The sequence below is a fragment of the Segatella baroniae B14 genome, from assembly GCF_022024235.1.
GTDB lineage: Bacteria > Bacteroidota > Bacteroidia > Bacteroidales > Bacteroidaceae > Prevotella > Prevotella bryantii.
In genome coordinates, this window is the sequence record NZ_CP091799.1 from 987,878 (window position 1) to 1,013,201 (window position 25,324).

Genomic DNA, 25,324 nt, shown 5'->3' on the forward strand with positions numbered 1-25,324 from the left:
AAATACTAAATTCTAAACACTCAACTGTCACTACGGGTGGCCTGACGGGCCAGATAGGTAAACACATGGTCCATATCGGGTTGATGGAAACGCTGTTTCAGTTCATCGGGTGTGCCGAGTGCGCTGATTTTGCCGTCCACCATGATAGAGATGCGGTCGCAATATTCTGCCTCGTCCATATAGTGGGTAGTCACGAAGACGGTGATGCCGCGACGGGCAGCGTCGTAGATGAGTTCCCAGAACTGGCGGCGTGTGGCGGGATCGACACCACCAGTGGGTTCATCGAGGAACACCACGCCCGGCTCGTGGAAGATAGAGACGGAGAAGGCCAGCTTCTGTTTCCAACCCAATGGCAGCGAGCCAACGAGGTCGTTCTTGTGCTCCGTGAACTTCAGGCGTTCCATGAGTTCATCGGTCTTGCGACGAATCTCATCGTCCTTCATGCCATAGATGCCGGCAAAGAGACGGATATTCTCGGCAACGGTGAGGTCTTCATAAAGCGAGAACCTTTGTGACATATAGCCTATGTGGCGCTTAATCTGCTCATACTCCGTGCGGATGTCGAAACCTACCACCCTACCCGTTCCACTGGTGGGTTGGTTCAGTCCTGTCAGCATGTGCATCGCCGTCGTCTTGCCAGCACCGTTGGCTCCCAGGAATCCGAATATCTCGCCTCGCTTAACGCTGAACGAGATGTCGTCAACGGCATGGAATGAGCCAAAAGCTTTTACCAAATGTTCCACCTCGATGACGTTATCGTCTTTTACTTCTGTGTCTTTCTCGTGTTCAATGTCTGGCGGGTTAAAGATACTGGCAAACTGGGTGAGGATATCATCAGGAGTACCAATGCCACGCACCTTTCCTTGGTCCAGAAAAGCTACGCGCTCGCAACAACGCACCTCATCGAGATAAGGCGTTGATGCCACGATGGTAATTCCACTTTCCTTCAACGTCAGCAACATCTCCCACAGCTCCTTACGGCTCACGGGATCAACACCTGTAGTAGGCTCGTCAAGAAAGAGGACGCTGGGCTGGTGTACCAACGCACACGAGAGCGCTAGTTTCTGCTTCATACCACCAGAGAGGGCCCCTGCCTTACGGTCTTTGAAGCGCTCTATCTGCGAGTAGATGGCCTTGATACTGTCATAACGTTCATCAATGGTAGTGCCGAAAAGGGTGGCAAAGAAGTTCAGGTTCTCCTCGATGGTGAGGTCTTGGTAGAGCGAGAACTTGCCCGGCATATACCCCACTCGGCAGCGCACCTCGCGCATCTGTTTCACCACATCGTAGCCATCTACTGTCGCCGTACCTGCATCGGGCAGCAACAGCGAAGAGAGGACGCGAAACATCGATGTCTTTCCTGCACCATCTGGGCCAATCAGTCCGAAGACCTCACCCTTGCCAACAGCAAACGACACATCGCTGAGTGCCTGCACCCGTCCGTACGACTTCGACACGTTATTAACAACAATAGCATCCATAGCAGTAGCAAATTATTCACTTTTCACTTAATTTCACTTCCCCATACATACCAATCTTCACAAATCCATCATTTTTGATAGCTACCTTGACGGCATACACCAGATCGGCACGCTCATCGTCTGTGAGAATAGTCTTGGGTGTAAACTCCGAACGAGACGATATCCAGCTGATCGTACCTGCATACTCCTTGCGCTGCCCGTCACCATAGTTAGCAAATACCTTTACCTTCTGTCCAATCTTGAGATTCTGCAACTGAGCAGAAGTAACATAGGCACGCAGTTTCATTGACTCGGTATCGGCTATCTTAAATAATGGTTTTCCAACACTCACGAACTCACCTCGCTCCACATATTTCTCGAGAATGGTTCCCTTGGTGGGAGTCATGATGTGACACTGGCGGAGCATATCTTGCAACTGCGCTTTCTGCACATCGGTAGCTGCTGTCTGCTTGTCGAGGGCCTGTGTGCTGGTGTTCAACGATGATATCTGCGCATCCAACTGCTTCTGCAACACTTTTACCTGGCTCGTAGCGTCGTCGAGCATCTTCGAGGGGGCAGCCCCGTCAGCAACCAGTTCGCGGTAGCGCTGCTCGTCTTGCTGAGCCTTAGCCAACTGCTGGCGTGTGGCAGCTATCTGGCGTTCCATATCGGGCTTCTGACTCTGATAAACCGCCTTCGTAGCATCCATCTGCTGAATCTCCAGCCACGTCTGTGTGGTGTCAATGAGCCCCACCTGACGAGCTGCCTCAATCATGTCACCCTCGTTCACATCGAACGACAGCAGTGCCCCACTCTGTTCGGCAAACACAGTCGTTTCGGTAGCCTCGAATATACCCGTAGCATCGTAGTCTTTCTCGTTGTTTCCGCAGGCAGACATCATCAGCACCACACCTGCCAGTAAATATATCTTTTTCATATGCCTAATTATTTGTCGTATATTTATTGTCATATATCTCTTTCAGCATTTCAATCTCGTGTACTGACTGTTGCACACAGGCAGCATGCTCCTGATTAATTTCGCGCACCAGGTCGTTCGCATCGATGATGCCGTGTGCCAGCTTCGACTCTGCCGCTTTTCTCACAGCCTGTCGCAGCGATATAATCTCTCCGTCTTGAGCCATCAGCTTCTGATAGCGTGCAATATTCTCGTGCTGCTGAATCTGTTCCAGGTTGTTATTGAAGAGGAATACCTCCCGGCTGTTTTCTGTCATATCACGCTGCAATTGCAGTTTTGCCTTGTCGTTCTTGCGAGTATAGAGGGCACCGATGTTCCACGTTACCCGTGCACCGATGATGCCGTTCAAGCTCCATTTGTGGCGCATCATATCCTCAAACATATTCAGGCCCGGATAACCGTAGAAGCCCTGAGCAAACACGCCTACCTTCGGCATCAGCGCTGCGTTGAGTGCTTTCTCCTGAGCATTCAGCACGCCTATCTGTGCATCCAGCGCCTTCAGTTCCGGACGACGGTTTTCTGCTGTCAGCCCTCCGCCTTCTGCCTTCACTTGCGGTTTTTGTATGTTATTTATCTCTATGCCGCAGAATGTACTCAGCATGCGCTGTAACATCTGCTTCTGCGATGCTAGTTCGGTGGCTTTCTGTATCGCGTTAAGACGCTCTGCCTTCACATTCTGCAAGTCGCTCTCGGCAGCTGTGCCCCGTTTGGTCATCGACTCCAGTTTGCGTTCGTTGCCTGCCAACAGTGTCTGCAAGTCGGTGTTCAACTTGATCTGTTCGTCAATCAGCAACAGCCCGAAAAACATCTCGTTCACGCGCCTGCGAACATTATAAATATTGACTTCATTCTGTGCTGCCTGCACCTTGCCCTGTTCACGGGCTATGCGTTTCTGACTGCTGATGACGCCTCCGTCATAGATGGTCTGCTGCACATCGATGCCCACACGGTACTGATCCTTCGTCAGCCCCTTCATGTCGATGCCCATACCGCTCATCATCGTTTTCATCTCGTTAGGCCAAGCCGTCACATCACTCTGATACGTGGTTTGTGCGGATGCCGACACCTGCGGCAGCCAACCCTTCTGGATATTGGCAACAGTCAGCTGTGTGGTCTTCTCGATGAGTCCATACTGCTGTATCAGCGGATAATTCTTCTCTGCTGCCTGCTGACACTCTTCCAGCGTCTGCCCCAATGCCAGCATGGGCAACATCGTCAAAGCTAAAAACAATTTCTTCATATCATCTTTTGTCATTGAATTCCGGATGCAAAAGTACGATGTTTTTTTCATCGTGGTGTTATCTGTAAGAATGGGCAAATGTTCTTTTTGTTCGATTTATACATAAACAGAGCATTGTTTCTCGGGAAATGATTATCTTTGCCAACAAAAAAGGACGTATTATGAACAGACAACCGCAACTGATGGATGCCACACGAATACGTGACATCCTCACACCACACCTCTCGCAGATCCGAGAGCATGTATTCATGAATAGCGAACTGGCAATGGTCCACGGCGACAGCACGGTGTTCAGTCTGCTGATGCGCCAAAAGCCACCTTTTACCATCAATGATCACCGTTTGGGCATCATCATGAACGGCGAGGCTGAAATTACCATCAACCTGCAAGACCGCCACCTTACGAGCGGTACACTCGCCTATATCGGTCCTGGAACCATCATCCATCCCAAGCGTCTGTCGCCTGACCTCCGCATCTTCGGAATGGGACTTTTTTCTAACTTCCCCATGCCCTTTGCACAGGGACAGATGCCGTCGGCCTTCAACGGACAGGTGCGCGACTTCCAGATACCTGCCGGTGAAGAAGATATCACTACAGCTATACATATTATGGATGCCATCTGGCAAACGGTTCATGCCTCCGACGACTATCATCGTCCCACCGTCACAGCCCTCGTAGCTGCCCAGATGCATCACTACAACCAGCTATTCCATCGGCAGACTGACCAGCTGGCCAGCAGTCGTTCACGCGAGCAGTCCATCTTCGACCGATTCCTCCAACTAGTTACCCAACACTGTGCCGAACATCATCAGATAGGATACTACGCCGACCGCATGTGCCTAACTGAGCGCTACCTGAGCACCATCATCCGCCAAGCCAGCGGTACCACTGCCAAAGACTGGATTGACCGTGCCCTCATCACACGCATCAAAATAGAACTGCGCCACACGGACAAGCCGGCAGCGCAAATTGCCGATGAGATGCATTTTGCCAACCCCTCATTCTTCTCAAAATACTTCCGTCGCCTCACCGGCATGACTCCCGGCGAGTATAAATCTATCAGTTGAGTAACTTTTGTATTGAAAAGTAAATGTGACTCGCTTGCGTCGGAAAAGGCATAAATGAAGATTTCAATAAAGGAACCTACTCTACTATTAAAGAAACTTTGTAAGGATAAAGACAAAATATCCATCGCCACAAAGCCCGAAGAAAGTTTGATGGCCGGAGAGACTGCTATGGGACATTACACCATGCTCGCGAAGCCGGCTACTCTAGTCATAGCAATAGACGTGCGTCAGCGATTGGAACCCTATTATAAAATACCCAACTTCCATGTGGAAGGAGCCATGCTCTATTTCAGGGCACACAAGCAATAGAAAATGACAACAGAATTAATTATAGTAGTCAACTTGTGCCGTCCAAAAGAGAAAGACGGACAGATCGATTTGATAGTACAGAGCATGGGTTAGTTTATTCCCATATTAAATATCCATAACCTAAACTAAACCTATATAATGTTTTTTATTACTTTTGCAAAATCAAATGAGCCACACATAAAGGTACACAATTTTTATCTTACTCCAAAACGGAATGAATAAAAAGCAGATTGCAACTGCAATAAAAGTGAGTCCAAGTACCATTTCACGCAAATTGAAGCGTAAGAGCAATGGTCTCCAGAGCAGATTTCAGGACATCTTGCTAAATATGAGATATTTATCTCTCATGAAAGCATTTATCTTCATGGCAGAAGAGAGCTATTGAGAATATAAATGGATTAATCAGACAGTACATACCAAAATCAACAACGTTTGAACGCATAAGCCAAGAGCAAAACTCAACTTTTCAACACCAAAAAAGTGCTTTATGAAGAATATAAACTAAATTTGCACTTGCATGTTGAATTCGTGAATAAATAATTGAATCAGATTACATAAAATATTAAATGACAATGAGAAAGATAGCGTTTATACTCGTGGCGGGCCTGATGTGCCTGACAGCCTGCGCCCAGAAGAAGGGCGGCGAGCGTGGTCCCCGTCAGGGTGGTCACATGGAAATCAACAAAGATTCAGACAGCACGTTTGTGGCTCTGAAGAATGAGACGTTGAAGAAGTTTAAACAATTGACCTTCAACGATGAACATACGGGTAAGACGATGGAGTACAACCTGCTTGTTCCAGAAGGCTATGACGGGACGAAGAGCTATCCGCTGGTGCTCTTCATGGGCGATGCCAGCACCGCCGGTAAGGAGGTGACAGCTCCGCTCACACAAGGGTATGGCGCCCTGGAGTTCGCTTCCGACAGGGATCAGCAGAAGCATCCCTCCTTTGTTCTGGTGCCGCAATATACCGACTGGGCCGTGCAAGACGACTGGAGCACCACCGACGAAGTGGAGATGACCATACGTCTGCTTGAAAAGGTTTGCAAGGAATACAACGTTGATACTAACCGACTTTATACCACCGGTCAGTCGATGGGCGGCATGATGTCGTTCTACTTCAACATTACGCATCCCGATCTCTTTGCGGCTTCTCTCTTTGTCAGCAGCCAGTGGGACACCTCGAAGATGCAGGACTTTGGCAAGAAGCATTTCTTCTACATCGTGGCTGGTGGCGACCAAAAAGCTTCCGGCGGCATGCAAGACCTGGCGAAGGTGCTGAAGGAGAATAATGCAAGGGTTGACTCTGCATCTTGGAGTGCAAAATTACCGTCTGCGGAACAAGAGAAGTTGGCAGAAAAACTGATTGCCCGTGACGGCAATATCAACTTCATCCGTTGGGAGGCAGGAAGCGTACTCCCCGAATCGGGCAAGGGCATGGAGCACATGGCATCCTTCGACTATGGATATAAGATTGCCGCAGTTCGCGACTGGCTGTTCAAACAGAGTAAATAGACTTTGACAAATCCAAACCGACAGATGAAAAGATTATATATTGAGCGTTTTTACTTAAATAGGGCCGATGACGAGTACCCTATGACTGTGCGCATCATTCTGCAGATGAAGGATGGTGTGGATGGGCATCTGCTCGAAGAAGCAGTTGCAGCAACACGGACGAGATACCCCTACCTGTGCGTCAAACTCGGTATAGTACGCGATGCTGATGGCAGCGAGCACTATGTCTATCACGATAATCCACGGCCTTGGAAAGTCACGGACAGTCGTCAGCCCGTATGCTTGTGCAGTGAAGAAGCCAACGAACATCTGATGGCTTTTTCATGGTGGGACGATTGCATGGCATTGGATTTTTTTCATGCGCTCATCGACGGGACTGCCGCCTATCGCATCCTTAAGACATTGCTCTATGAATACTGCCGGCGACGCTACGATAGTGAGTTAGACCCTGCAGGAGTCTGGGTGGCAGGTGACATCATCGACGAGGCAGAATGGACTGATCCTGCCACACTGCCAAGACCAACGAGCATCCACCCGCAGCAGCTGCCTGAACGTCCTAAGGTTATCAATCTGGCCACCGATGCCATCGTACCCCTTGCTGATAAGAAGGAAGTGGTGCAGATACGTATCTCTGAGGAACAGATGATGAAGCGTGTGCGGGCATGCGGTGCCACGCCTACTTCTTTCCTAACCCTGCTTCTGGCAAGAGCCATCGCCCGTCTGCATCCAGAGAGTGCACCTCTGGCACCAACCGTTACAGTAGCAGTTGATTTGAGAAAGACACTCGGAACCACTGCGGCACACCATTCACAAGTAGGCGGACTGTTCCTGCCACTGGGGCAAGATATGCAACAGGCGGACTTTGATACTCAGATAGCAGCTTTCCGCAAGATGATAGCCGAGCAGACTTATCCAGACAACCTGCAAGACTATTTCTGGCAGACCCAAGACCGGATGGAAAGGGTGGAACAACTGCCCACGCTTCAAGCCCGCTATCAGGCCTTTGCTCCAACAAACCCACTGAGCCAGCAGTACGGTTCATGCATGTTCAGCTATGTAGGGAAGGCTGGTCTTGGTGCTGCCGAACAATATATCAGGGAGATGCGCACAGAGACCGACTCTGCCTATATGATTGTAGTGGAAGTAAGTGCAGCCGCAGGTGTTTTCAGCATCAGTTTCATGCAGCGTTTTGCAACCGATGTATATCTTGATACGTTCCTCGACGAGCTGCATCAGCAGGGGCTGACTTACGAGATTACTGACCGTCATCCACTGCAGATAGCGCCCATTGCTGATTATCGTGGTGGCTGGATAAAGGAACCTGAAGCGACTGATGAGGAAGCCAAGAATGAATATACGCTAATTGATAGATAAATCGGAATTCATATGAGAACAAAGACAGTCATAATACTCTTGTCGCTATTTATCTATGCGGGAATATCTGCCAAGAGAAAACCGGTGCCTGTTATCATCATTGCTGGGCAGTCAAATACCGATGGACGGGTGAATAACGAAGAACTGCCTGAATACATCAAGCAGCATGGCTATCGCCATTGCTGGTGGTCATACGGAAGTGACACTATTTCAGGCGGTGGTCGTTTCGAACGCTTCTGGCCTCGGGTGGCCAAGCCCGACAATATAAATCGGTGGGGATATGATGCGGTGGTCTATTATCTTATAGACCAGCACATCAAACGTAACTTCTATGTCATTAAAGAGTCGCTTGGTGGTACGGCCATTGATACAGCCTGCATCAGTACAAGTGGGATGTACTGGAGTGCTTCACCCGAATTTCTTGCCTCGACTGATGCTGCTGACAAAGGCGGGAAGTCGTTGCTGAAAGCCTTTACAGAGAATATCGGAGCCTGCATCGACAATGAGTTGTCGCACTTGGAGGAAGGCTATGAGGTGAAGGCATTCCTTTGGCATCAAGGCGAAAGCGACAAGAAGATGGCCGAACATTACTATGACAATCTGAAAGCCGTTGTGGCCTACGTGCGCGACTATCTAGTCCGAAAGACAGGTGACGAACGATATGCTAGTTTGCCATTCATCTGCGGAACCTATTCGCTGAAAAGCCGCGACCGTAGCGAACTGGTTGTGAAGTCCTTGCATCGCCTTGCAAAAGAAGATCCGAATTTCCACGTGGTTGACATCGAGGATGCAACCATCCAACGTGACCGATTACATTTTGACAGCAAGGGCGCAGAGTTTTTAGGCCGGCGCATTTACAAGCGGCTTACTGAGGTCACTGGAGGTATTCGATAAATTCCAATTTGTCGAACAGATGGATAATGTCTAACATTCAAATCATGCAAGATGATTTTGAAAAGAGACTGGGGCAAATAAAAAACGAGATAGTAAAGGCAAAATACAATGAAACATAAAGAAATCATCTGCGGAATTCTGGCGGCTGTCTGCTACGGCACAAATCCATTCGGTGCCTTGCCGCTCTATGAGGAGGGCGTCAACACGGCATCCGTCCTCTTCTATCGTTTCTCGATGGCAGTCCTGATGCTGGCCGTGATGCTCATTGTGGAGCGTAAGTCGTTCAGCGTCAAGAGAGGAGATCTGAAGACGTTGGCTTCGCTGGGCGCATTGTTTGCCGTATCAAGCATCACCAAAACAATCAAAAACTAACTTCGACAACAATAAAATAAGGAAAAATAGTAAAAAAGAACAAAAACTCTTGCTCTTTTAAATAGTATTTTATACTTTTGCGTTAAAGTATAAAATGATATTTTAATATTATGATAGACAAAACTCTACTCAAGCAAATTCTCCTTGATAATCGTAAGGAGATTGAAAGCTACAAAATTGTTCATAGAGATATTGTTACAGAAGGCTTTAATTGCTACGTTTTCGTAGGGGTACGCAGAGCAGGAAAATCTTTTGTGCTATACGAAAAAATGCAGCAATTACTTCGTGAGGGACATAGTTGGGACGAAATGCTCTATCTAAGCTTTGAGGATGAGCGATTGGTTGGCTTTACCCATGAAGATTTTAATGCCATTTTAGAATGTCACATAGAGATGACTGGCAAGGATAATCCAATGCTATTCCTGGACGAAATTCACAACATTAGTGGGTGGGAGAAGTTTGCACGTCGTATGGCTGATAACAAAAAAACGATTTGGATTACGGGTTCAAATGCCAAGATGCTATCTAAAGAGATAATGACTACTCTTGGCGGACGTTATATACCAATAGAAGTATATCCTTTCAGTTTCAAGGAATTCCTTCGCTCACGCAACATTCCTTATGACGTGGAAACACTGATGAGCACAACAGGAAAATCCCTATTTCTTCGTGAATATGCAGAATACATGAATTGGGGCGGATTACCTGAGAGCGTACATCTTCCAGTAAAAAGAAGCTACCTAAGTTCTGTGTATCAGAAAATTTATTTGGGTGACATTTGTGCAAGAAATAAAATAAGTAACCCTAACCTTCTACGCTTGATGATAAAAAAGATGGCTGAGAGCGTAAAACAGCCACTATCCTACTCCAGAGTGACCAAAATTCTATCAAGCGTTGGAGGTAAGATTACCATTCCTACAACAAGCAGCTATATTGAATACTGCGAGGATGCATGGCTTTTGCTCAGATTACACAATATCAGTGCAGCCTTTGCTGAACGTGAAACAAATAGCAAATACTACTTTATTGACAACGGCTTATTGAGTCTTCTCTTAGTGGACCCAACAACGACTTTGCTGGAGAACCTTGTTGCTCTTTCTCTTTTCCGTAAATATGGAAATGACAATGATAATGAGCGTGTATTCTTCTATAAACAGAATGTGGAAATTGACTTCTATATCCCTGACGATGAACTTGCCATACAGGTTTCTTATTCTATTGAAGGATCAGATACGACTCAGAAACGAGAGGTGGAAGCCTTGCAAAAGTTACCTAAAGTATTGTCATGTAAACGAAGAGTAATCATTACCTACGATGAAGAAAAGACCATTGAAGACGAATATGGAGTAATTGAAGTTATTCCATGCTGGAAATGGTTGATTCAATAATAACTAGCAACAGTGTCATACCTTACAAAAGTGGAATCACGTTCAGCAAGGACGAACATATGCTTTGCGAGGCAGAGGAATGGTGGCCTTTACCGACGAAGGAATGTATATAAAGGATGAGTTTGTTGCGTGGGAAAGTAGTGGGTTTATATAGGCTCATCAAAGGAAAACATCTGATCGAGTATTTCCATCTTACGAACTTCTTTTCCCCAGTTCTTCCCCTTGAATTCATCGCTTTCGTTTATCTCGCAGAAACCAATAAAACGGAACAGACGGTTGAATACTCTATATTCATACCCATGACCAGCATTTAGCATTGGGAAAGCTTTACTATACTCAACAGAATAGAACCCTGTGTCGCGCCATTCCGCGCCATAGTGATGTAGGAGCCATAAGGAATACAATCGTCCCAAATTACCCGCTTCGTTGTCTTCATACAGATCAAGCCAGCCTGTGTTGTAATCCCTGAATAGGAACAGAATTATTGTTCTCATCAATTCATTATGGTCAACAAGTAATTGTTTACCCTTGGCTGTTAGCGACAACTTACCAATACGAGTCTTGATGAGTCCGCACTCCTTCAACACGACCCTGAGTACCTGCACTTCTTCTGTCTTCGGTTCGCTCTTCTGTTTATACCAGTCAGAGTTCCAACTATGGCTTCCTAATTCATAGAGTTCGGCAACTATCTTCGGAGGTATATACCCTTGTGCCGTGAGTTTCAATTCCTTTTCGCTCAACTCATTCATCAGGTGCAGAGTCTGTCGCATGACGGGAATCCGCTCCATCTGTTCCTCTGTTAATCGACGGAGTCGTACTGGGCACCCCACTTCTAACGGTCTGTTAAGCATCTGGTGCATCTGCTCAGATGAGAATCCGTTGAAATCCGGCTTTGGAGCAGCGTTCTGTGCATGCATGATTTCACCCAGATGGCAGTTAATATCATCCAGGTTCACGTGCTTACCGCTTCTCTCCATCTGATCAATCCAGTCTTGCAACTGACGGGTAATCTCGTTCTTGTCTATCATATTCAAAATTTGTTTTAACACTTGATTAGGTCGCCACTATCCGAATCGTCATTAAGATTTTTCAACCGCTTCACGGGTTTCGACGCACTTGTCGTTTGCCCTCTTGACGAACTTGTAAGAATTTCTTTCGAGTTCCCTCTTCGCTCAATTCCTTAAGCGAGTATTCACACTCACCCAGCCTTCTTCATCTTTATACAGTATCAATTTATTCTCTTTGTCCATATTTCGTATAACGCATTTAATCCGTTCCAAAGACTGACTCTTTGGAAGGATGCCGTTGATAATATCTGACAGCAACTTGTCTTTATTCGTTATAAAACTATTCTGCATCGTATATCAATTTCATTTTACATCATTTATCTTCATGCCTCTTCAATCTCTAATGTGTCATCTCCGAACTTTCTTCGAACCATCTCCGAAGGTATAAGCTTGGATTACGCTCCGCCTATCCTACGCCTGCGCTACTCCCTTCCTACTCCCTCACTACATGCGCAGAAGTTCATTGACGTTAACTTCAAGACATTTGGCAACCTCCATCAGATTCTCCAAATTGGGTTGTGCGCTGTTGGTACACCATTTGGATACCGTGGCTTGGTCAACACCAATTTGCTCGGCCAACCACTTGTTGGTGCGCTTCTTCTCCGCAAGTACCACTTTCAGTCGGTTTAGATCTTTACCTTCCATGTTATACGTTATTACATAATACTGAGTACAAAGATAACTTTTTTTAGCAGAAAATATCAAGTTTTGCTAAAAGTATGAGCGTACAGACAAAGATATTGGTCTTTTGACAAATTTTGAAAGCAAGAACAGCAAATAGTCCCACCAGATTGACTGATGGAGTACTGTTTTCACGACAAAAGAACCAAAAACATGCGTTAAAGCACAAATATCCCTTAAAATGTTTATTATATTAAACATTTTTATTTATCTTTGCGCTCAATAAGATACAATTATGGGTAAAAATACATTTGGTAAAACGATGCCAAGGGCATTGAGCCAGAACCTGAAGATTATGGGCGAGCAAATCATGTTGGCCCGCAAGCGCAGACACTTGTCTATGCAGGACATTGCAGACAGGGCGACGGTGACAAGACTGACTGTATCAAAGGTGGAACATGGCGACCCAACGGTTTCCATGGGTATCTATGCGCGTGTACTCTTTGCACTTAATTTGGAAAAGGATATCACTCTGTTGGCTGCCGACGACGCTCTTGGCAGACAACTTCAGGATGCAGAATTACTGAGACGATGAAGAGAATTATAGTTTACGCAGATTTTGATTTCCTAACCTCTCCCGAAGAGATTGGAACATTAGGCTACGAACATATTCGCGGCAAGGATCATTTTGTCTTTGAGTATTCGCGCCAGTGGTTGAAACGACATGGCGGCATCCTGCTGAGCGGTGACCTGCTGAATGTTCCTTCGTTGCAGCATCCTCGTGGTTATGATAATGTATTCGGCTTTGCCAAAGATTCATTCCCTGATCGCTGGGGGCGTTTACTGCTTGACCGCAGAGAGCGACTGACTGCCCAACAGGAAGGCAGACCGAAACGTATGCTCACCAATTACGACTACCTTATTGGTATCGAAGACTTCACCCGTATGGGCGGCATACGTTACAAAGAGGAAGATGGTAGTGACTATATTAATGCAAGTGCAAAATACCTTGTTCCCCCTATTGAGAGTCTTCGTGCCCTGTGCGATGCTTGCCATGAGATAGAATTGGCAGAGGAGCGTAATGAATTGCCGGAACAACGCTGGCTCGACCAGTTGATTGACCCAGGAACCTCTCTTGGCGGTGCCCGTCCTAAGGCCAACGTGGTTGATACAGACGGGAAACTGTACGTAGCAAAGTTCCCTTCAAAAAAAGATTTGGAGAATACTGAGCTTATTGAGCACTTCTCGCATCAGCTTGCAGCCAAAGCTGGCATCAACGTGGCAAAAACACGCACCATCAAGATTTCAAAAGACCGTGACCTGCTGCTTTCTGAACGCTTCGATAGAACAGCAGAAGGACGTCGCATACATTTTGCTTCTGCAATGTCATTACTTGGCTTGGACGATGGTGCTGGCAGCAGCACAGGTAACGGCTATCTTGACATTGTTGATTTCATCCTTCGTGGATGTACCGATGTACGGCAAAATCTCCGCGAACTCTATCGCAGAGTGGCATTCAACATTATGTTTGGCAACACCGATGACCACTTCCGTAATCACGGTTTCCTGCTCACCCCGAAAGGCTGGACGCTCTCTCCTGCATACGACATCAATCCAGGAGCCAAGTCATATCAATGCTTGCTCATAGACTCATACACTGAAGAGTCGGACATCAATGCTCTGCTCTCTGCAAGCGAGAGCTACATGCTTGAACGTCAAGAAGCATCAGAGATTATAGAAGAGGTTCGCTCAGCCATCAAAGACTGGCGCAAAACCGCTATCGAACTGCAAATACCCCTCAAACTATTAGAATCATATTCCATTCGTTGGGATGAATTATAAAAAAGATAGCGCATTCTGCACGTTTTTCGTGAAAAATGTGCAACTTTGCAGCAGAATTAAAACATGTAGCGAACAAAGAGAAACTCGTTGATATCCAGTGGGATAATACATTCAAGCGAGCATTTCTCAAGTCGAACAAAAAGGCAAAGATGGCTGAGAGCGTAAAACAGCCACTATCCTACTCCAGAGTAACCAAAATTCTATCAAGCGTTGGAGGTAAGATTACCATTCCTACAACTAGCAGCTATATTGACATACAGGTTTCTTATTCTATTGATAGATCAGATACAACTGAGAAACGAGAGGTGGAAGCCTTGCAAAAGTTACCTAAAGTATTGTCATGTAAACGAAGAGTAATCATTACCTACGATGAAGAAAAGGTCATTGAAGACGAATATGGAGTAATTGAAGTTATTCCATGCTGGAAGTGGTTGATTCAATAATAACTAGCAACAGTGTCATACCTTACAAAAGTGGAATCACGTTCAGCAAGGACGAACCCTACCCCTGTGTTTGGAACCCAGTATTACCAGAATTAAAAGACATTGATTCTGAATTTATACTCTTAATAGTATATTTTGCCATCACAGCATCAAAAAACTTCTGCACGCAGAAATGCGAAAAGACGTTATGTCATAATGTATTATATTATATCATCTAATCTAGATATTATTATTCAAGTCGGTATAGTCAATCCCATTATGATCTTTCACACTTCATACACGTCTTCTCTCAGCACATGGGTATGAGCCCGAGTAGTTATCGCAAGCAGCAACAAATATGAACTCTTGGATATAATAGAATGGATGGGATGTGTCCGATAATAATTCATAAATAAAGAACTACTCGAACGTTGGCTGAAGACTTAAACGGTACTCGCTGGGCGACTGGCCAAGATGCTTTGTGCAATAGCGACTGAAGTAGGAAAGAGTCGTGAAATTCATAAGTTCTGCTATCTGAGTGAGGGACAGGCGTTCATCATTCAGATAGTCTTTTAAGATGGGGATAGTATAACGGTCAATGTATGAGGTTACACTATGTCCTGTCACGCGTTTGATGGTGGCAGAGAGATACTTTGGCGACACGTTTAGCCGCTCGGCATAATAGCTCACATCACGTTCTGTTCGGCTGATGCCAGTAGCAAGCAGAGCCATCAGTTGTTTTACGATGTAGGCTGTGCGGTCGGTATGGGTGTCTGTTGCATCACGTTGGGCATGGGCCTCGAAGATGTCGTACATCATCGTCAGGCAGAGACTACCCATCAGTTCACTATAGAACTGCAAATGGCTGTCGTCCATGCGGTCACGCAGGCGATGAAAATCCTCCAGCAGATGCTGTGCTTGTTCATCTGAGAGGTTGATGACGGGGTCTTGGTTCAGTGAGATACTGCCACCAATGCTGTAATTGTTCGATGGTAGCAGGTTTTGCAGGAACTTGTAATCAGCAGCAAACCATTCTACCTGCAAGTCATCATGTGCCGCCAAGTTCTTTACCTTGTTAGGCATCGGTATCACTACCAGGTCGTTTTTCACAATGTGGTAGCAATGCTCGTTGAACACAAAACTCCCCTCCCCTGCTAAGCAAATCAGGTGCATACAGGTGTGGCTTAACTCAAGGACATTCATCCCGTAGAAGTCTGTGGAATATTGAAAATCTGCCTTCATGGCTGCGAAATTACACATTATTTTGTATATAAAAGACCGATTTAGGCAAAAAGTGAAAATCATGAGGCAATTTGTGAAACTAAAGTATCTAAATAACCTCTTACCTTTGCATCGTGAAACCTAAAATCATTATGAATATCAAGAGTATTATCATTGCCACCATAGCATTGCTGGTTTCCACGGCTTGCAGTGGTGACACTAAACAGGAGAAAGTTATGGCAAAGGACGGAAAGGCTTTAGTAGTGTTCTTTTCACATGCGGGAGACAACTACTCAGTAGGAAACATTGAGGTGGGCAACACGAAGATTGTGGCCGATTATATCACGGAATTGACCGGTGCAGAGCAGTTTGAAATCGTTACCCACAAGTATGACGGCATGGCCTACAACCCGCTCATCAAACTGGCGCAGGAAGAAGCAAAGAACGGTGAGCTGCCCGATTATGAGGGCGACATTGACTTGTCAAAGTACGATACCGTGTTTATCGGTGGTCCCGTATGGTGGGGCACCTATCCGCAGGTGATGTTCACCTTCTTCAAGAAGCATGCAAACGACCTGAAGGGAAAGACTGTCATCCCTTTCACCACCCATGAAGGCAGTGGACTTGCCAACTGTGTGGAGGATGTAAAGGATGCCTTCCCTGCTGCAAATGTCACCAAGGGCTTCAGCGTCTACGGTCACGAGGTGCGCACAGAGAAGAAAAAGGTTGAGAAGTGGCTGAATGGTTTAGGATTTTAAGAACGAATAATATGGAATACATAAAACTATACAATGGTGTTCAGATGCCGACACTAGGCTACGGCGTATTTTTGGTAAGCCCTGACGAGTGTGAACGCTGTGTGAGTGATGCGTTGAGTGTGGGCTATCGGTTGATTGATACGGCACAGGCCTACCAGAATGAAGAAGGCGTTGGCAATGCCTGGCGCAAGAGTGGTATCAAGCGCGAAGATCTTTTCCTTGTGACAAAGGTATGGATATCCAATGCTGGTGAGGAAAAGGCAGCCAAGAGCATCGACGAGAGCCTGCGCAAGTTGCAGACGGAATACATCGACCTGCTGCTCATTCATCAGGCTTACGGTGACGTTTTCGGCACATGGCGGGCTATGGAGAAGGCTTATCGTGCAGGAAAGGTCCGCGCCATTGGCGTCAGCAACTTCCAGGCTGGCCGCTTCTTCGACTTTGCCCACTATGTGGACGTGAAGCCAATGGTGAACCAGTTGGAATGCAACACGCTCTCTCAACAGACTGGAATCGAGCCGATTCACGGCGAGTTTGGTACCAAGATGATGGCTTGGTATCCACTCGGTGGACAAGACACTGACAGCATCGTAAAGAGTGAATTACTGGCTTCTATCGGTGCCAAATACAACAAGACAGCTGCTCAGGTAGCCCTCCGATGGCTCACCCAGCGTGGCATCGTGGCTATTCCCAAGTCAAGCCATAAGGAGCGCATGGCGCAGAATATCGGCATCTTCGATTTCTCGCTGAGTGATGACGATATGGCTCAAATAGCCAAGATAAACCAGCACGATGCAGGCACAACACCTTTTGGCAACCCTCAGTTTGTGAAGAACCTCATCAAAAACTACGGATAAGACCATGAAACAAGTATCAGTATTAGTGGGTGCTGGCAGATTACTCCATATAGCGGGCTACGAGTTCCAGCACCTGTTCTATCTGGGAAATAACGATGCTTTGTCGCTGTTCTGGTGTCATCAACAGGGCCTCGCTTGTGGATGTATCGGGCATAGTCGTTGACGTGGTTAACTTTTAATATTTTCTCCATTTCAAGATCAAAATTACATATTTTTTACCGACATAAAAAAGAAGAATATGCAAAATCTGTAAAATAGGTTGATATATCAGTAAATCAGTAAGGCTATGAATAACGAAATCGCTGTACTTTTGCACCATCAAATCTAAAACAATAAAAAGATATGAGTAAAATAACATTAGGAACCTGGGCCTGGGGCGCAGGAGCACACTCTCCCGAGGTTATCCGCCTACTGCTCACCATCACCACGCCCGACCATCTGCTCTATGGCTCCGACTATCCCTACGTCGCTCCACAAATACTCACGCAGAGTCTTGTAAGGATGAAGAAGTATTTAAATGACAAAAAAGACCTCACACCTATAAGATCATGAAACAATTTATAATAGCAATAGCAATGCTTATACTCCCAATCACAGCAGTAGCACAAGGAAACGAGATTATGATAGTCCGCCTGGCTGAAATCGAAGTCTATCCGCAGTACCTCAAGGAATATCTCGAATTTGCCAACGAGGTGGATCGTCTAAGTGTGGAACGAGAGCCTGGTGTCGTCTGTCTGTTCCCGATGCAGAGTACCGAGGACTCATGCCTGATTCACATCCTGGAAATCTATGCCTCTGAGGAAGCCTATCAGAGCCATCTGAAGACCGACCACTTCCAAAAATACAAGCAGGGAACACTCCACATGGTGAAAGACCTAAAACTGCCCACAATGAAGCCACTCGACCCGGAGACGATGAAACAGATATTCAAAAAACAAAGATAATATATGAGGATTATCACAACCATCCTAGCACTGCTATTAGCAGTGGTTAACATAAATGCACAAGAAAAGATGAAAGAGAATGTGAATTTTAATGTATGGCCGAAAGGCGAACTGAACACGGCTTACGCTAAGTATTTCATCGGTAACAGTTATCTGGCTCCGCTCGATGCCGACAATGGCGGACCCGTAAACGTCACCTTCGAACCACGATGCCGCAACAACTGGCATATCCACCACAAGTCGGTGCAGGTTTTGGTCTGCGTAGCTGGTCACGGCTGGTATGTAGAAGAGGGAAAGGAGCCTGTAGCACTACACCCTGGCGTAGTTGTAGCCATACCTGCCGAAGCAAAACACTGGCACGGCGCTGCCAAGGACTCCTGGATGCAACACCTGACGTATATGACGAAGGTGGAAGAAGGCGCTTCTAATGAATGGCTGGAGCCTGTCACCGATGCTGAATACGACAAGCTGCCCGCCAGCAGTGCGTTACTCAGTGTGAGTGATGCCGAATACATCGGGCGTTTTGAAGCCTTTGCATACAATGAGGTGGTGGAACAGGTGAAAAAACAGCTTGACGACCGTACACGCTATATCTGCTATATAGCAACACTCTTAGGCTGTCAGGGCATTGACAAATACCGCGAACTGCTTCCTGCGGCATTAGACAAGGGCGTGACACCAGTTGAAGTGAAAGAAATTGTATATCAGGCTACGGCCTACTTGGGCATGGGACGCATCCACCCGTTCCTGACGGCTACCAATGAGATTCTGTCCGCTCGTGGCATCACTCTTCCCCTAGCTTCTCAGCAGACCACCACGATGGAAACCCGTCGTGAGGCTGGTACTCAGGCGCAAGTCAGTTGCTTCGGCGACGGGATGCTCGACTTTTGGAAGTCGGGGCCGGAGGATAGCCGACACATCAACAGATGGCTTGCTGATAACTGCTTTGGCGACTACTATACCCGCACGGGGCTTAATCTGAAGATGCGCGAGCTGATAACGTTTTGCTTCCTTGCCGCTCAAGGCGGGTGCGAACCTCAGCTAAAGGGACATATTGCCGGCAACTACCACGTAGGCAACGACAAGGATATGCTCATTGCCGTCATCTCCTCCAATCTTCCTTTCATCGGCTATCCTCGTACGCTTAATGCACTGAATTGCATCCGTAGCCTGGAGGCAGCCAAATAAAAAATGATGAGCGAGGAACCCGTCAGGGTGGCAGCAAGCAAGAATAAATAAAAACTTTTAAAAAACAAAAAGCAATGAAAAAGAATATCGGACAAAAACTGGCACTCTATCCCACACCAGCCACAGTTGTAGGAACTATTGGAAAAGAGGGTGACGTAAACTGGCTGTTGGTGGCACATATCGGCATTGTCAGCCACTCGAAACTGCTGCTAAGTATACATTCGTCACACCACAGCGTGAAGGCCATCGAAGAACAGGATAAACTGTCCGTTAACATCATCGACGAGGCATTTCTGGCCGCTGCCGACTACACTGGGACTGTGAGTGGAGCTAAGACTGACAAGTCGGCCATCTTCCCTTACAATCTGGGTGAGGCTGGCATGCCCATTATCGAACAATCTCCATTGGTGATGGAATGTGAGGTTATCGACACTTACGAAATTGATGGTTTCAAGAACTATATCTGCACTATCCTCAACACTTACGTCGAGGAAGACATGCTTGACGAGAAAAATAAACCCGACTATGCGAAACTAAAACCAGTACTCTTTGAGATGCCAACCTACAAATATCTACGTACTGGCGACATCATAGGCGATTGTGTGAAGATGGGTAAAGCGTATGGAGCAACTTTGTAATAAAGCATTATTATGAAAAAGTTAGTTTTGATACTTACGGCACTGATGACAATAAGTCTAAGTGCCTGCTCACAAAAGAAAACGAATCAGAATATGAAACAGAAAGTATTGGTTGCCTATTTCTCAGCATCGGGCACAACCAAAGGCGTTGCCCAGCAACTGGCAGAGGTAGCAGGTGCCGACCTACATGAGATTAAACCTGAACAGCCCTACACGGATGCAGATCTCGATTGGCGTAACAAGCAGAGCCGTAGTAGCGTGGAGATGCAAGACAGGAAATCGCGTCCTGCCATCACTTCAAAACTTCAGAATATGAAGGACTATGATGTTGTCTATGTAGGTTTTCCTATCTGGTGGTACACCTGCCCAACGATTATCAATACCTTTATGGAGGCATACAACTTTCAGGGCAAGATCGTCATCCCCTTCGCTACCTCTGGCGGTAGCAGCATCAAGAAAGCATGCGAAGACCTAAAAGCTACTTATCCTAACATTAACTGGAAAGAAGGCAAATTAATGAACCACTCAACGAAAGATGACTTAAAAAAGTGGGTGGAGAATAACAAGTAGCAACTTTTATCATAGATAGGTGTAAGTTTATAAAGACACCAGGTATGGCAGCAAAGGGTTCCCTATTGCTGCCATTATTCTTAATCTAACATACCTTCACTATTATGTCTATTCGCCTTATTTGACGATGGAAATGTATCAACAAGAAAGTGCTTATGATGCAGAAATGTTCTTGGATAAAGACATTTCCATGTTTCAGAAAGTACTAGGTGCGGATGCGGCGATGTTCACCATCATCAGATGGTGTTTACTCGTTCTCTGCGCCTTAATAGACGAAGGAGTAATTGATATTGAAGCAAGAGTCAGAAACCTTGACCGTGGTTATTATCAGGGACTTGCTTGGTGTTGTAAATTCAGTTAAAAACAGCTATCACACATTTCTTTTTTCGCATAAAAATGAATGAATTACAAGAATAATTAGTAACTTTGCAACTGATAACATATTAGCAACAAGTATAAGTTTAAATGATTTATGGATAATATATTATCACTATTAAACAACTACACACTTGACAATGCAGACGACATCGCCAAGGCTTTGGCAGATGACTTCCGTAAACGTCGTATCGAGAAGAATCTGACACGTGAACAGGTGGCAGAGAAGTCTGGGGTGGCGTTAAGTAACATCATCAGATTTGAGCAGAAAGGGCTCATTTCCCTTAAGAACCTTATCTGCCTCGCAATGTCTATGGACTATACATCAGAAGTAAAAAGCATCTTTGCTGAGCCGAAGTATTCCACCATGGAAGAGCTGACTCAAATCCGTAAAAACAAAGGTAAGACCAGAGCCTACAAGACTCAAAAATAAAATACAGGAATCATGAATAAGATAGACAGGTTACTTTCTGATTGATGGCAATGATAGCTTTGGGCTGACGGCCACTGGCAGAGATCCCGACAGTCAGTAATGACTGCATTGTTATGGATTCATCCGGCATAATCCTGGAAATGATAAAAGCGAATTTTCGCCTACCTATTCAAGCCACCCATAGGAATAGAAATGATAAATACCCTATGACTTTTGTTTTTCTCTTCCATCTCCTTTTCATATTCAATTTTCTTCCTGGATTGGTATAAAGTATTGCAAATTTTATCTAAATCAGAATCTGGATGGAATTTTGCAATCCTAGCTCTATTTTCAGCTATTAATTGTTCTTTGGTTTTATAGGCACGTCTTTCATCCTCCTCTTCTAAGGATGTTTTCTTCTTCCTGGCCGTTTTCGTACTGGTTGTTTTCTTTCTAGCCTTTTTCTTTCTGATTATTTTCGTACTAGTTGTTATTTTCTTTTCTTCTTTAACTGCTAGATTAGAGGTGGACTCACAACAAATAACTTCTTCTGTAGAGTTAACTGATTGCCGATATTTATCAAGTTTCAATTCATAATACAGCTGAAGCTTTACCTTCTGTATAGATACTCTAATATAAAAGTCTAATTTCTTGTCAATAGGTGTGTTATATACAGACAACTCATTAAACAATTGATCTATTTCCTCTTTTGTTCGTAAATGGAAAGTAGAACTGTTACTTTCTAGGTATTGTAATAATTTCATGTTTTTATTAGGTTTATATTTTATTTTACGTTAGTTAAAAGCTTTCAACTGGCATACTACAGATTGGCCATTGTATTATGGCTATCAGTACTTTCCAGAAACATTTGGATATTGCTTCAAAAACGAATAATTCGTTATGATTCAGCACGTTTACTTTGGATGGAGATATACGATCAGGTAAAGTGCCTGTATTTCCACCTTTCATCCAATACTTATCTTCTGACGTATAATAGTTTTCTTCCATTAATTCCTCTTTTGTCAAATGCTTCATACATTAAGCGTAATTTAGATGTGGCACTTTTTGAATTTCATCGGCAAAGATAGAATGCATCTGTGCAGTCAATCTTCACTGAAGAGGAAAAATATTGAACGTTACAATATTATCCGTTCTCTTGCAACCATCTGATTATTATTATTGTCTATGTTGCAATAGATATTATTTTTCACCTAAAAAATGGCAAGTTCGCCATTTTTTCTGTCAATATTGCAAGAAAAATACGAACACAAATTGACCTTAATACAAAAAATATTACTATATTTGCAGTTGATAACAAATTAAATGACTATGGGAAATAAGCCACTTAATCGAATCAAAGTAATGATGGCTGAGCGAATGATTTCCAATAAGGAACTAGCAAAATCGCTTGGCAAGGATCCGACGACTGTCTCCAAGTGGGTAACAAACACCTCACAGCCTACTTTGGAAAATCTTATAGAAATAGCCAAGGTACTGAAGTGTGATATCGGAGACTTAGTTAGAATGGATGAATCAAGTAATATTAAAATACAAAAAGAATAACCTCAAGAAAATGTTCCTCTATGTCAACAAATAAAAACGCCCTTTTGCGTTATCAGATTCTCGACCGTTGCTTTAGCGACTTCAAACGCAAATATGAGATACAGGATCTCGTAGATGCAGTCAATGAAGTCCTTTATGACATGTACGGTTCTGAAGTCAGCGTCCGTCAGATACGTGATGACATCAAGTATATGCGCGACCGCGTAACTTATAATGCACCTATCGAGGCTGTGCCTTACGATGGTAAGAAGTGCTATTATCGTTATGAAGACAAAAATTTTTCTATCTTCAATAATGAGCTTTCAACGGAGGAAGTAACCACTTTGCGTTCAACAATTGAGATGCTTGCACGTTTCCGCGATGGTTCGAGAAATGCATGGCTGGAGGAAGTGATATCGAACCTCGAATTTCGTTTTGGCATCAAGACTAATCGGGAGCATATCGTATCTTTCGAACAAAATGAGCAGTTGAGAGGCCTGAATTTCCTTGGCGAGCTGATAGATTCTGCCATACATCATCAACCTCTTCGGATTCTGTACCGTTCCTATTACGGTGTGGAACATAATACCATAGTTCATCCCTATCATCTCAAGCAGTTTAACAACCGTTGGTTTCTTCTTGGGCTAGAAGAAACAGATAAAGGAACTCGACTTTCTAATAAAGCCCTCGACCGCATCATTAAATTCTCCCGTGCCAATGTATCTTTTATTCCAAACACGGAAATCAATTTTGCAGCTTATTTCAAGGATATTGTTGGCGTAACAGTTCCCAAAGAGCATCCAATAGCTGAAAAAGTTATATTGAAATTTGACAAAGCTCGTTTTCCTTACATTGTTTCTAAACCAATTCATCCATCCCAGGAAGTCATTGATGAAGAAAAGCAGATTCTTCAGATAACAGTACGCCCAAACAAGGAACTTGAATCACTCCTCTTTTCATATGGACCACAGGTCGAAGTGCTTGAACCACAATGGTTAAGAGAGCAGATTGAAGAAAAAATATCAGAAACATTAAAAATTTATTTATCTGGGAAGAATGACTGCACTGAATGACAGTACATTTGCACCCGTAACTTAGATAAAATGGCTAAAGACAACAAAAAATATCGCATATTTGAGCACATTAGCGATGTAGATATTTCAGAACAAGACATCTGGGATTACGAGCCCGATGTGCTCAAAAAATTGCTGATAGACCATACGATGTCTGCCCATGCGCGTAAAGAAGATAATGATAGTACGAAAGTCGTAAATATTTTCTGGGCTACCAGCGATTACGAAGCCCAAAGGGAAAATGATGAAGACAAAATCGGCTTTCGTTATGATGACCAAATATTACCCGAAAACATTATTGGGCAGAATGGTCGAATCATTATGCCTCGTGTTTTTAAAGATAAACGTCTTCAGACTGATCGCACCAAAGATAAGGCAGAAGTGTTTACTCCATCATGGGTATGTAATGCGCAAAATAATCTTATAGATGAAGCATGGTTTGGTCGCAAGGATGTTTTCAATCATGAAATCATCAACGCCGACGGCACACATTCATGGGTTGCTACAGATGGGAAAATAGAATTTCCTGAAGGTGACAAGCAAAAGACTTGGAAAAAGTATGTAACAGAGAATCGCATGGAAATAACTTGTGGTGAAGCTCCTTACTTAGCAAGTCGTTATGATACCACTACAGGAGAATCTATTCCTCTACATAACCGTATAGGGTTACTTGACCGCAAACTTCGTGTTGTAAGTGAAAACACGGAAACGTCTAGCGAGTGGCTTCAATGGGCACGTAAGGCATGTATGCACACATACGGCTACGAATGGCAGGGTGACAATCTCCTGTTGGCTCGTGAAGCTTTACTATATACTTTTATTGAGCATTATAAGGCAAAGTTTCCCAATGAAGAATTAAAGAGGTCTTCAGTCATAGGTATTGCAAGAATCATTTCATGGAATATCTGGCAAATGGACGGTATTAAAATGGTTGTGCCTGACTCTTGCGACAAGCAATACGAAACCGGCCTCTTTGGTGAGATAAAGAAGCGAGAATGTAAAGGTTGCAAAGATGGTACAATCACAGGTCATATAGGAGTTCACTGCCTCATTCGAGACTGGAGCAAGACCAAGAAACCTAAAGATTATCAGTTTAAGCCTGGTGAAGATCCCAAATCTCACCCTTGGCAGAAATTGAGATTTCAGTCTTTACTTCTGAGTCAAAATAGGACTGATGGTGAAGAAGAATAAGAATCTGAG

31 protein-coding genes and 2 pseudogenes are annotated in these 25,324 nt (G+C 44.8%); 25 read left to right on the plus strand and 8 right to left on the minus strand.

Features of this window, described 5'->3' with window-relative positions; all coding sequences use genetic code 11:
* Window positions 1-20: 20 nt before the first annotated feature.
* From L6469_RS04160 to L6469_RS04170, 3 genes are read right to left on the minus strand one after another with little or no spacing between them, the layout of a single operon-like run.
* Complete coding sequence (locus L6469_RS04160; RefSeq protein WP_006282608.1) at window positions 21-1,481, minus strand: ATP-binding cassette domain-containing protein; 1,461 nt, start codon at window positions 1,479-1,481, stop codon at window positions 21-23.
* A gap of 16 nt (window positions 1,482-1,497) precedes the next feature.
* On the minus strand, window positions 1,498-2,397 hold the full coding sequence (locus L6469_RS04165; RefSeq protein ID WP_006282609.1) for an HlyD family secretion protein: 900 nt from the start codon (window positions 2,395-2,397) through the stop codon (window positions 1,498-1,500).
* Between the two features lie 4 nt (window positions 2,398-2,401).
* Window positions 2,402-3,676 carry a TolC family protein gene (locus L6469_RS04170; RefSeq protein WP_039870600.1) on the minus strand — a complete coding sequence of 425 codons (1,275 nt, stop codon included), beginning with the start codon at window positions 3,674-3,676 and terminating at the stop codon, window positions 2,402-2,404.
* 128 nt (window positions 3,677-3,804) lie between these two features.
* On the opposite strand from L6469_RS04170, the gene L6469_RS04175 reads away from it, so the two are divergent.
* From L6469_RS04175 to L6469_RS04210, 9 genes and pseudogenes are all read left to right on the plus strand, one after another.
* Window positions 3,805-4,743 (plus strand): helix-turn-helix domain-containing protein, encoded by a 939-nt coding sequence (locus L6469_RS04175; RefSeq protein ID WP_039870543.1) that lies wholly within the window; start codon window positions 3,805-3,807, stop codon window positions 4,741-4,743.
* A gap of 54 nt (window positions 4,744-4,797) precedes the next feature.
* Window positions 4,798-5,052, plus strand: coding sequence for a hypothetical protein (locus tag L6469_RS04180; RefSeq protein ID WP_039870545.1), 255 nt, complete (start codon window positions 4,798-4,800; stop codon window positions 5,050-5,052).
* A 190-nt stretch (window positions 5,053-5,242) separates the two neighbouring features.
* Window positions 5,243-5,437: a helix-turn-helix domain-containing protein gene (locus tag L6469_RS04185; protein WP_223918742.1), complete on the plus strand. Its 195-nt coding sequence runs from the start codon at window positions 5,243-5,245 to the stop codon at window positions 5,435-5,437.
* Window positions 5,412-5,507 (plus strand): annotated as a pseudogene (locus L6469_RS14785) (IS30 family transposase); the annotation flags it as partial. The gene L6469_RS04185 and the pseudogene L6469_RS14785, both read left to right, overlap by 26 nt.
* 117 nt (window positions 5,508-5,624) lie before the next feature.
* Window positions 5,625-6,566, plus strand: coding sequence for an alpha/beta hydrolase-fold protein (locus L6469_RS04190; RefSeq protein ID WP_074803119.1), 942 nt, complete (start codon window positions 5,625-5,627; stop codon window positions 6,564-6,566).
* 24 nt (window positions 6,567-6,590) lie between these two features.
* The gene (locus tag L6469_RS04195; RefSeq protein ID WP_074803105.1) at window positions 6,591-7,940 is read left to right on the plus strand and encodes a hypothetical protein; all 1,350 of its coding nucleotides are present in this window, start codon (window positions 6,591-6,593) and stop codon (window positions 7,938-7,940) included.
* A gap of 12 nt (window positions 7,941-7,952) precedes the next feature.
* The gene (locus tag L6469_RS04200; RefSeq protein WP_039870550.1) at window positions 7,953-8,834 is read left to right on the plus strand and encodes a sialate O-acetylesterase; all 882 of its coding nucleotides are present in this window, start codon (window positions 7,953-7,955) and stop codon (window positions 8,832-8,834) included.
* Window positions 8,835-8,942: 108 nt separating this feature from the next.
* Entirely contained in the window at window positions 8,943-9,206 is a 264-nt protein-coding gene (locus tag L6469_RS04205; RefSeq protein WP_006282615.1) for an EamA family transporter, read from the plus strand.
* Window positions 9,207-9,316: 110 nt separating this feature from the next.
* On the plus strand, window positions 9,317-10,594 hold the full coding sequence (locus L6469_RS04210) for an ATP-binding protein (RefSeq protein WP_006282616.1): 1,278 nt from the start codon (window positions 9,317-9,319) through the stop codon (window positions 10,592-10,594).
* Between the two features lie 146 nt (window positions 10,595-10,740).
* On the opposite strand, the gene L6469_RS04215 is transcribed toward L6469_RS04210, so the two are convergent.
* Both L6469_RS04215 and L6469_RS04220 read right to left on the minus strand, forming a co-directional pair.
* Complete coding sequence (locus L6469_RS04215) at window positions 10,741-11,622, minus strand: hypothetical protein (protein ID WP_006282617.1); 882 nt, start codon at window positions 11,620-11,622, stop codon at window positions 10,741-10,743.
* Between the two features lie 483 nt (window positions 11,623-12,105).
* Entirely contained in the window at window positions 12,106-12,306 is a 201-nt protein-coding gene (locus tag L6469_RS04220) for a helix-turn-helix transcriptional regulator (RefSeq protein ID WP_006282618.1), read from the minus strand.
* 271 nt (window positions 12,307-12,577) lie between these two features.
* Between L6469_RS04220 and L6469_RS04225 the strand changes: the two genes are divergently transcribed.
* From L6469_RS04225 to L6469_RS14790, 4 genes and pseudogenes are all read left to right on the plus strand, one after another.
* The gene (locus L6469_RS04225) at window positions 12,578-12,877 is read left to right on the plus strand and encodes a helix-turn-helix domain-containing protein (RefSeq protein ID WP_006282620.1); all 300 of its coding nucleotides are present in this window, start codon (window positions 12,578-12,580) and stop codon (window positions 12,875-12,877) included.
* Window positions 12,874-14,124, plus strand: coding sequence for a type II toxin-antitoxin system HipA family toxin (locus L6469_RS04230; protein ID WP_006282621.1), 1,251 nt, complete (start codon window positions 12,874-12,876; stop codon window positions 14,122-14,124). Before L6469_RS04225 ends, L6469_RS04230 begins: the two co-directional genes overlap by 4 nt.
* 35 nt (window positions 14,125-14,159) lie before the next feature.
* Window positions 14,160-14,567, plus strand: coding sequence for a hypothetical protein (locus L6469_RS04235; protein WP_006282622.1), 408 nt, complete (start codon window positions 14,160-14,162; stop codon window positions 14,565-14,567).
* Window positions 14,568-14,827: 260 nt separating this feature from the next.
* Window positions 14,828-14,908: pseudogene (locus L6469_RS14790) on the plus strand (AraC family transcriptional regulator); the annotation flags it as partial.
* A gap of 58 nt (window positions 14,909-14,966) precedes the next feature.
* On the opposite strand, the gene L6469_RS04240 reads toward L6469_RS14790, so the two are convergent.
* Complete coding sequence (locus tag L6469_RS04240; protein ID WP_223918690.1) at window positions 14,967-15,422, minus strand: helix-turn-helix domain-containing protein; 456 nt, start codon at window positions 15,420-15,422, stop codon at window positions 14,967-14,969.
* A 497-nt stretch (window positions 15,423-15,919) separates the two neighbouring features.
* Here L6469_RS04240 and L6469_RS04245 point away from each other — a divergent pair, with 497 nt between their 5' ends.
* The 9 genes from L6469_RS04245 (at window position 15,920) to L6469_RS04280 (ending at window position 21,530) form a co-directional block, all read left to right on the plus strand.
* Window positions 15,920-16,525, plus strand: coding sequence for a flavodoxin (locus L6469_RS04245; RefSeq protein WP_006282624.1), 606 nt, complete (start codon window positions 15,920-15,922; stop codon window positions 16,523-16,525).
* 11 nt (window positions 16,526-16,536) lie between these two features.
* A complete protein-coding gene (locus tag L6469_RS04250; RefSeq protein WP_006282625.1) occupies window positions 16,537-17,382 on the plus strand; it encodes an aldo/keto reductase in 846 nt (281 codons plus the stop codon).
* Between the two features lie 342 nt (window positions 17,383-17,724).
* The gene (locus tag L6469_RS14795; RefSeq protein WP_039870553.1) at window positions 17,725-17,934 is read left to right on the plus strand and encodes an amidohydrolase family protein; all 210 of its coding nucleotides are present in this window, start codon (window positions 17,725-17,727) and stop codon (window positions 17,932-17,934) included.
* Window positions 17,935-17,957: 23 nt separating this feature from the next.
* Window positions 17,958-18,326 carry a putative quinol monooxygenase gene (locus tag L6469_RS04255; protein WP_006282626.1) on the plus strand — a complete coding sequence of 123 codons (369 nt, stop codon included), beginning with the start codon at window positions 17,958-17,960 and terminating at the stop codon, window positions 18,324-18,326.
* A gap of 69 nt (window positions 18,327-18,395) precedes the next feature.
* Window positions 18,396-19,514, plus strand: a complete 1,119-nt coding sequence (locus L6469_RS04260) for a cupin domain-containing carboxymuconolactone decarboxylase family protein (RefSeq protein ID WP_039870555.1) — start codon at window positions 18,396-18,398, stop codon at window positions 19,512-19,514.
* A gap of 74 nt (window positions 19,515-19,588) precedes the next feature.
* Window positions 19,589-20,152: a flavin reductase family protein gene (locus L6469_RS04265; protein ID WP_006282628.1), complete on the plus strand. Its 564-nt coding sequence runs from the start codon at window positions 19,589-19,591 to the stop codon at window positions 20,150-20,152.
* A gap of 12 nt (window positions 20,153-20,164) precedes the next feature.
* Window positions 20,165-20,722 carry a flavodoxin gene (locus L6469_RS04270; RefSeq protein ID WP_006282629.1) on the plus strand — a complete coding sequence of 186 codons (558 nt, stop codon included), beginning with the start codon at window positions 20,165-20,167 and terminating at the stop codon, window positions 20,720-20,722.
* A 127-nt stretch (window positions 20,723-20,849) separates the two neighbouring features.
* Window positions 20,850-21,083, plus strand: a complete 234-nt coding sequence (locus tag L6469_RS04275) for a hypothetical protein (protein ID WP_039870557.1) — start codon at window positions 20,850-20,852, stop codon at window positions 21,081-21,083.
* A gap of 111 nt (window positions 21,084-21,194) precedes the next feature.
* Window positions 21,195-21,530 (plus strand): helix-turn-helix domain-containing protein, encoded by a 336-nt coding sequence (locus L6469_RS04280; protein ID WP_006282630.1) that lies wholly within the window; start codon window positions 21,195-21,197, stop codon window positions 21,528-21,530.
* A gap of 161 nt (window positions 21,531-21,691) precedes the next feature.
* Here L6469_RS04280 and L6469_RS04285 read toward each other — a convergent pair whose 3' ends face one another.
* Together L6469_RS04285 and L6469_RS04290 are read right to left on the minus strand one after the other, a co-directional pair.
* Complete coding sequence (locus L6469_RS04285) at window positions 21,692-22,273, minus strand: hypothetical protein (protein WP_039870559.1); 582 nt, start codon at window positions 22,271-22,273, stop codon at window positions 21,692-21,694.
* A 34-nt stretch (window positions 22,274-22,307) separates the two neighbouring features.
* Entirely contained in the window at window positions 22,308-22,544 is a 237-nt protein-coding gene (locus L6469_RS04290; RefSeq protein ID WP_143067161.1) for a hypothetical protein, read from the minus strand.
* 294 nt (window positions 22,545-22,838) lie between these two features.
* Between L6469_RS04290 and L6469_RS04295 the strand changes: the two genes are divergently transcribed.
* Genes L6469_RS04295 through L6469_RS04305 form a run of 3 tightly spaced genes read left to right on the plus strand, consistent with a single transcriptional unit; the run spans window position 22,839 to window position 25,315 of the window.
* Window positions 22,839-23,072: a helix-turn-helix transcriptional regulator gene (locus L6469_RS04295; protein ID WP_039870610.1), complete on the plus strand. Its 234-nt coding sequence runs from the start codon at window positions 22,839-22,841 to the stop codon at window positions 23,070-23,072.
* 20 nt (window positions 23,073-23,092) lie between these two features.
* Window positions 23,093-24,124 carry a helix-turn-helix transcriptional regulator gene (locus L6469_RS04300; RefSeq protein WP_006282632.1) on the plus strand — a complete coding sequence of 344 codons (1,032 nt, stop codon included), beginning with the start codon at window positions 23,093-23,095 and terminating at the stop codon, window positions 24,122-24,124.
* Window positions 24,125-24,154: 30 nt separating this feature from the next.
* A complete protein-coding gene (locus L6469_RS04305) occupies window positions 24,155-25,315 on the plus strand; it encodes a hypothetical protein (RefSeq protein WP_006282633.1) in 1,161 nt (386 codons plus the stop codon).
* The last annotated feature ends 9 nt before the right edge of the window (window positions 25,316-25,324 follow it).

Coding starts and splice junctions, on each gene's coding strand:
- L6469_RS04160 (WP_006282608.1), bottom strand. CDS start 1,481: ATGGATGCTATTGTTGTTAATAACGTGTCGAAGTCGTACGGACGGGTG.
- L6469_RS04165 (WP_006282609.1), bottom strand. CDS start 2,397: ATGAAAAAGATATATTTACTGGCAGGTGTGGTGCTGATGATGTCTGCC.
- L6469_RS04170 (WP_039870600.1), bottom strand. CDS start 3,676: ATGAAGAAATTGTTTTTAGCTTTGACGATGTTGCCCATGCTGGCATTG.
- L6469_RS04175 (WP_039870543.1), top strand. CDS start 3,805: ATGATTATCTTTGCCAACAAAAAAGGACGTATTATGAACAGACAACCG.
- L6469_RS04180 (WP_039870545.1), top strand. CDS start 4,798: ATGAAGATTTCAATAAAGGAACCTACTCTACTATTAAAGAAACTTTGT.
- L6469_RS04190 (WP_074803119.1), top strand. CDS start 5,625: ATGAGAAAGATAGCGTTTATACTCGTGGCGGGCCTGATGTGCCTGACA.
- L6469_RS04195 (WP_074803105.1), top strand. CDS start 6,591: ATGAAAAGATTATATATTGAGCGTTTTTACTTAAATAGGGCCGATGAC.
- L6469_RS04200 (WP_039870550.1), top strand. CDS start 7,953: ATGAGAACAAAGACAGTCATAATACTCTTGTCGCTATTTATCTATGCG.
- L6469_RS04205 (WP_006282615.1), top strand. CDS start 8,943: ATGAAACATAAAGAAATCATCTGCGGAATTCTGGCGGCTGTCTGCTAC.
- L6469_RS04210 (WP_006282616.1), top strand. CDS start 9,317: ATGATAGACAAAACTCTACTCAAGCAAATTCTCCTTGATAATCGTAAG.
- L6469_RS04215 (WP_006282617.1), bottom strand. CDS start 11,622: ATGATAGACAAGAACGAGATTACCCGTCAGTTGCAAGACTGGATTGAT.
- L6469_RS04220 (WP_006282618.1), bottom strand. CDS start 12,306: ATGGAAGGTAAAGATCTAAACCGACTGAAAGTGGTACTTGCGGAGAAG.
- L6469_RS04225 (WP_006282620.1), top strand. CDS start 12,578: ATGGGTAAAAATACATTTGGTAAAACGATGCCAAGGGCATTGAGCCAG.
- L6469_RS04230 (WP_006282621.1), top strand. CDS start 12,874: ATGAAGAGAATTATAGTTTACGCAGATTTTGATTTCCTAACCTCTCCC.
- L6469_RS04235 (WP_006282622.1), top strand. CDS start 14,160: ATGTGCAACTTTGCAGCAGAATTAAAACATGTAGCGAACAAAGAGAAA.
- L6469_RS04240 (WP_223918690.1), bottom strand. CDS start 15,422: ATGGACGACAGCCATTTGCAGTTCTATAGTGAACTGATGGGTAGTCTC.
- L6469_RS04245 (WP_006282624.1), top strand. CDS start 15,920: ATGAATATCAAGAGTATTATCATTGCCACCATAGCATTGCTGGTTTCC.
- L6469_RS04250 (WP_006282625.1), top strand. CDS start 16,537: ATGGAATACATAAAACTATACAATGGTGTTCAGATGCCGACACTAGGC.
- L6469_RS14795 (WP_039870553.1), top strand. CDS start 17,725: ATGAGTAAAATAACATTAGGAACCTGGGCCTGGGGCGCAGGAGCACAC.
- L6469_RS04255 (WP_006282626.1), top strand. CDS start 17,958: ATGCTTATACTCCCAATCACAGCAGTAGCACAAGGAAACGAGATTATG.
- L6469_RS04260 (WP_039870555.1), top strand. CDS start 18,396: ATGAAAGAGAATGTGAATTTTAATGTATGGCCGAAAGGCGAACTGAAC.
- L6469_RS04265 (WP_006282628.1), top strand. CDS start 19,589: ATGAAAAAGAATATCGGACAAAAACTGGCACTCTATCCCACACCAGCC.
- L6469_RS04270 (WP_006282629.1), top strand. CDS start 20,165: ATGAAAAAGTTAGTTTTGATACTTACGGCACTGATGACAATAAGTCTA.
- L6469_RS04275 (WP_039870557.1), top strand. CDS start 20,850: ATGGAAATGTATCAACAAGAAAGTGCTTATGATGCAGAAATGTTCTTG.
- L6469_RS04280 (WP_006282630.1), top strand. CDS start 21,195: ATGGATAATATATTATCACTATTAAACAACTACACACTTGACAATGCA.
- L6469_RS04285 (WP_039870559.1), bottom strand. CDS start 22,273: ATGAAATTATTACAATACCTAGAAAGTAACAGTTCTACTTTCCATTTA.
- L6469_RS04290 (WP_143067161.1), bottom strand. CDS start 22,544: ATGAAGCATTTGACAAAAGAGGAATTAATGGAAGAAAACTATTATACG.
- L6469_RS04295 (WP_039870610.1), top strand. CDS start 22,839: ATGGGAAATAAGCCACTTAATCGAATCAAAGTAATGATGGCTGAGCGA.
- L6469_RS04300 (WP_006282632.1), top strand. CDS start 23,093: ATGTCAACAAATAAAAACGCCCTTTTGCGTTATCAGATTCTCGACCGT.
- L6469_RS04305 (WP_006282633.1), top strand. CDS start 24,155: ATGGCTAAAGACAACAAAAAATATCGCATATTTGAGCACATTAGCGAT.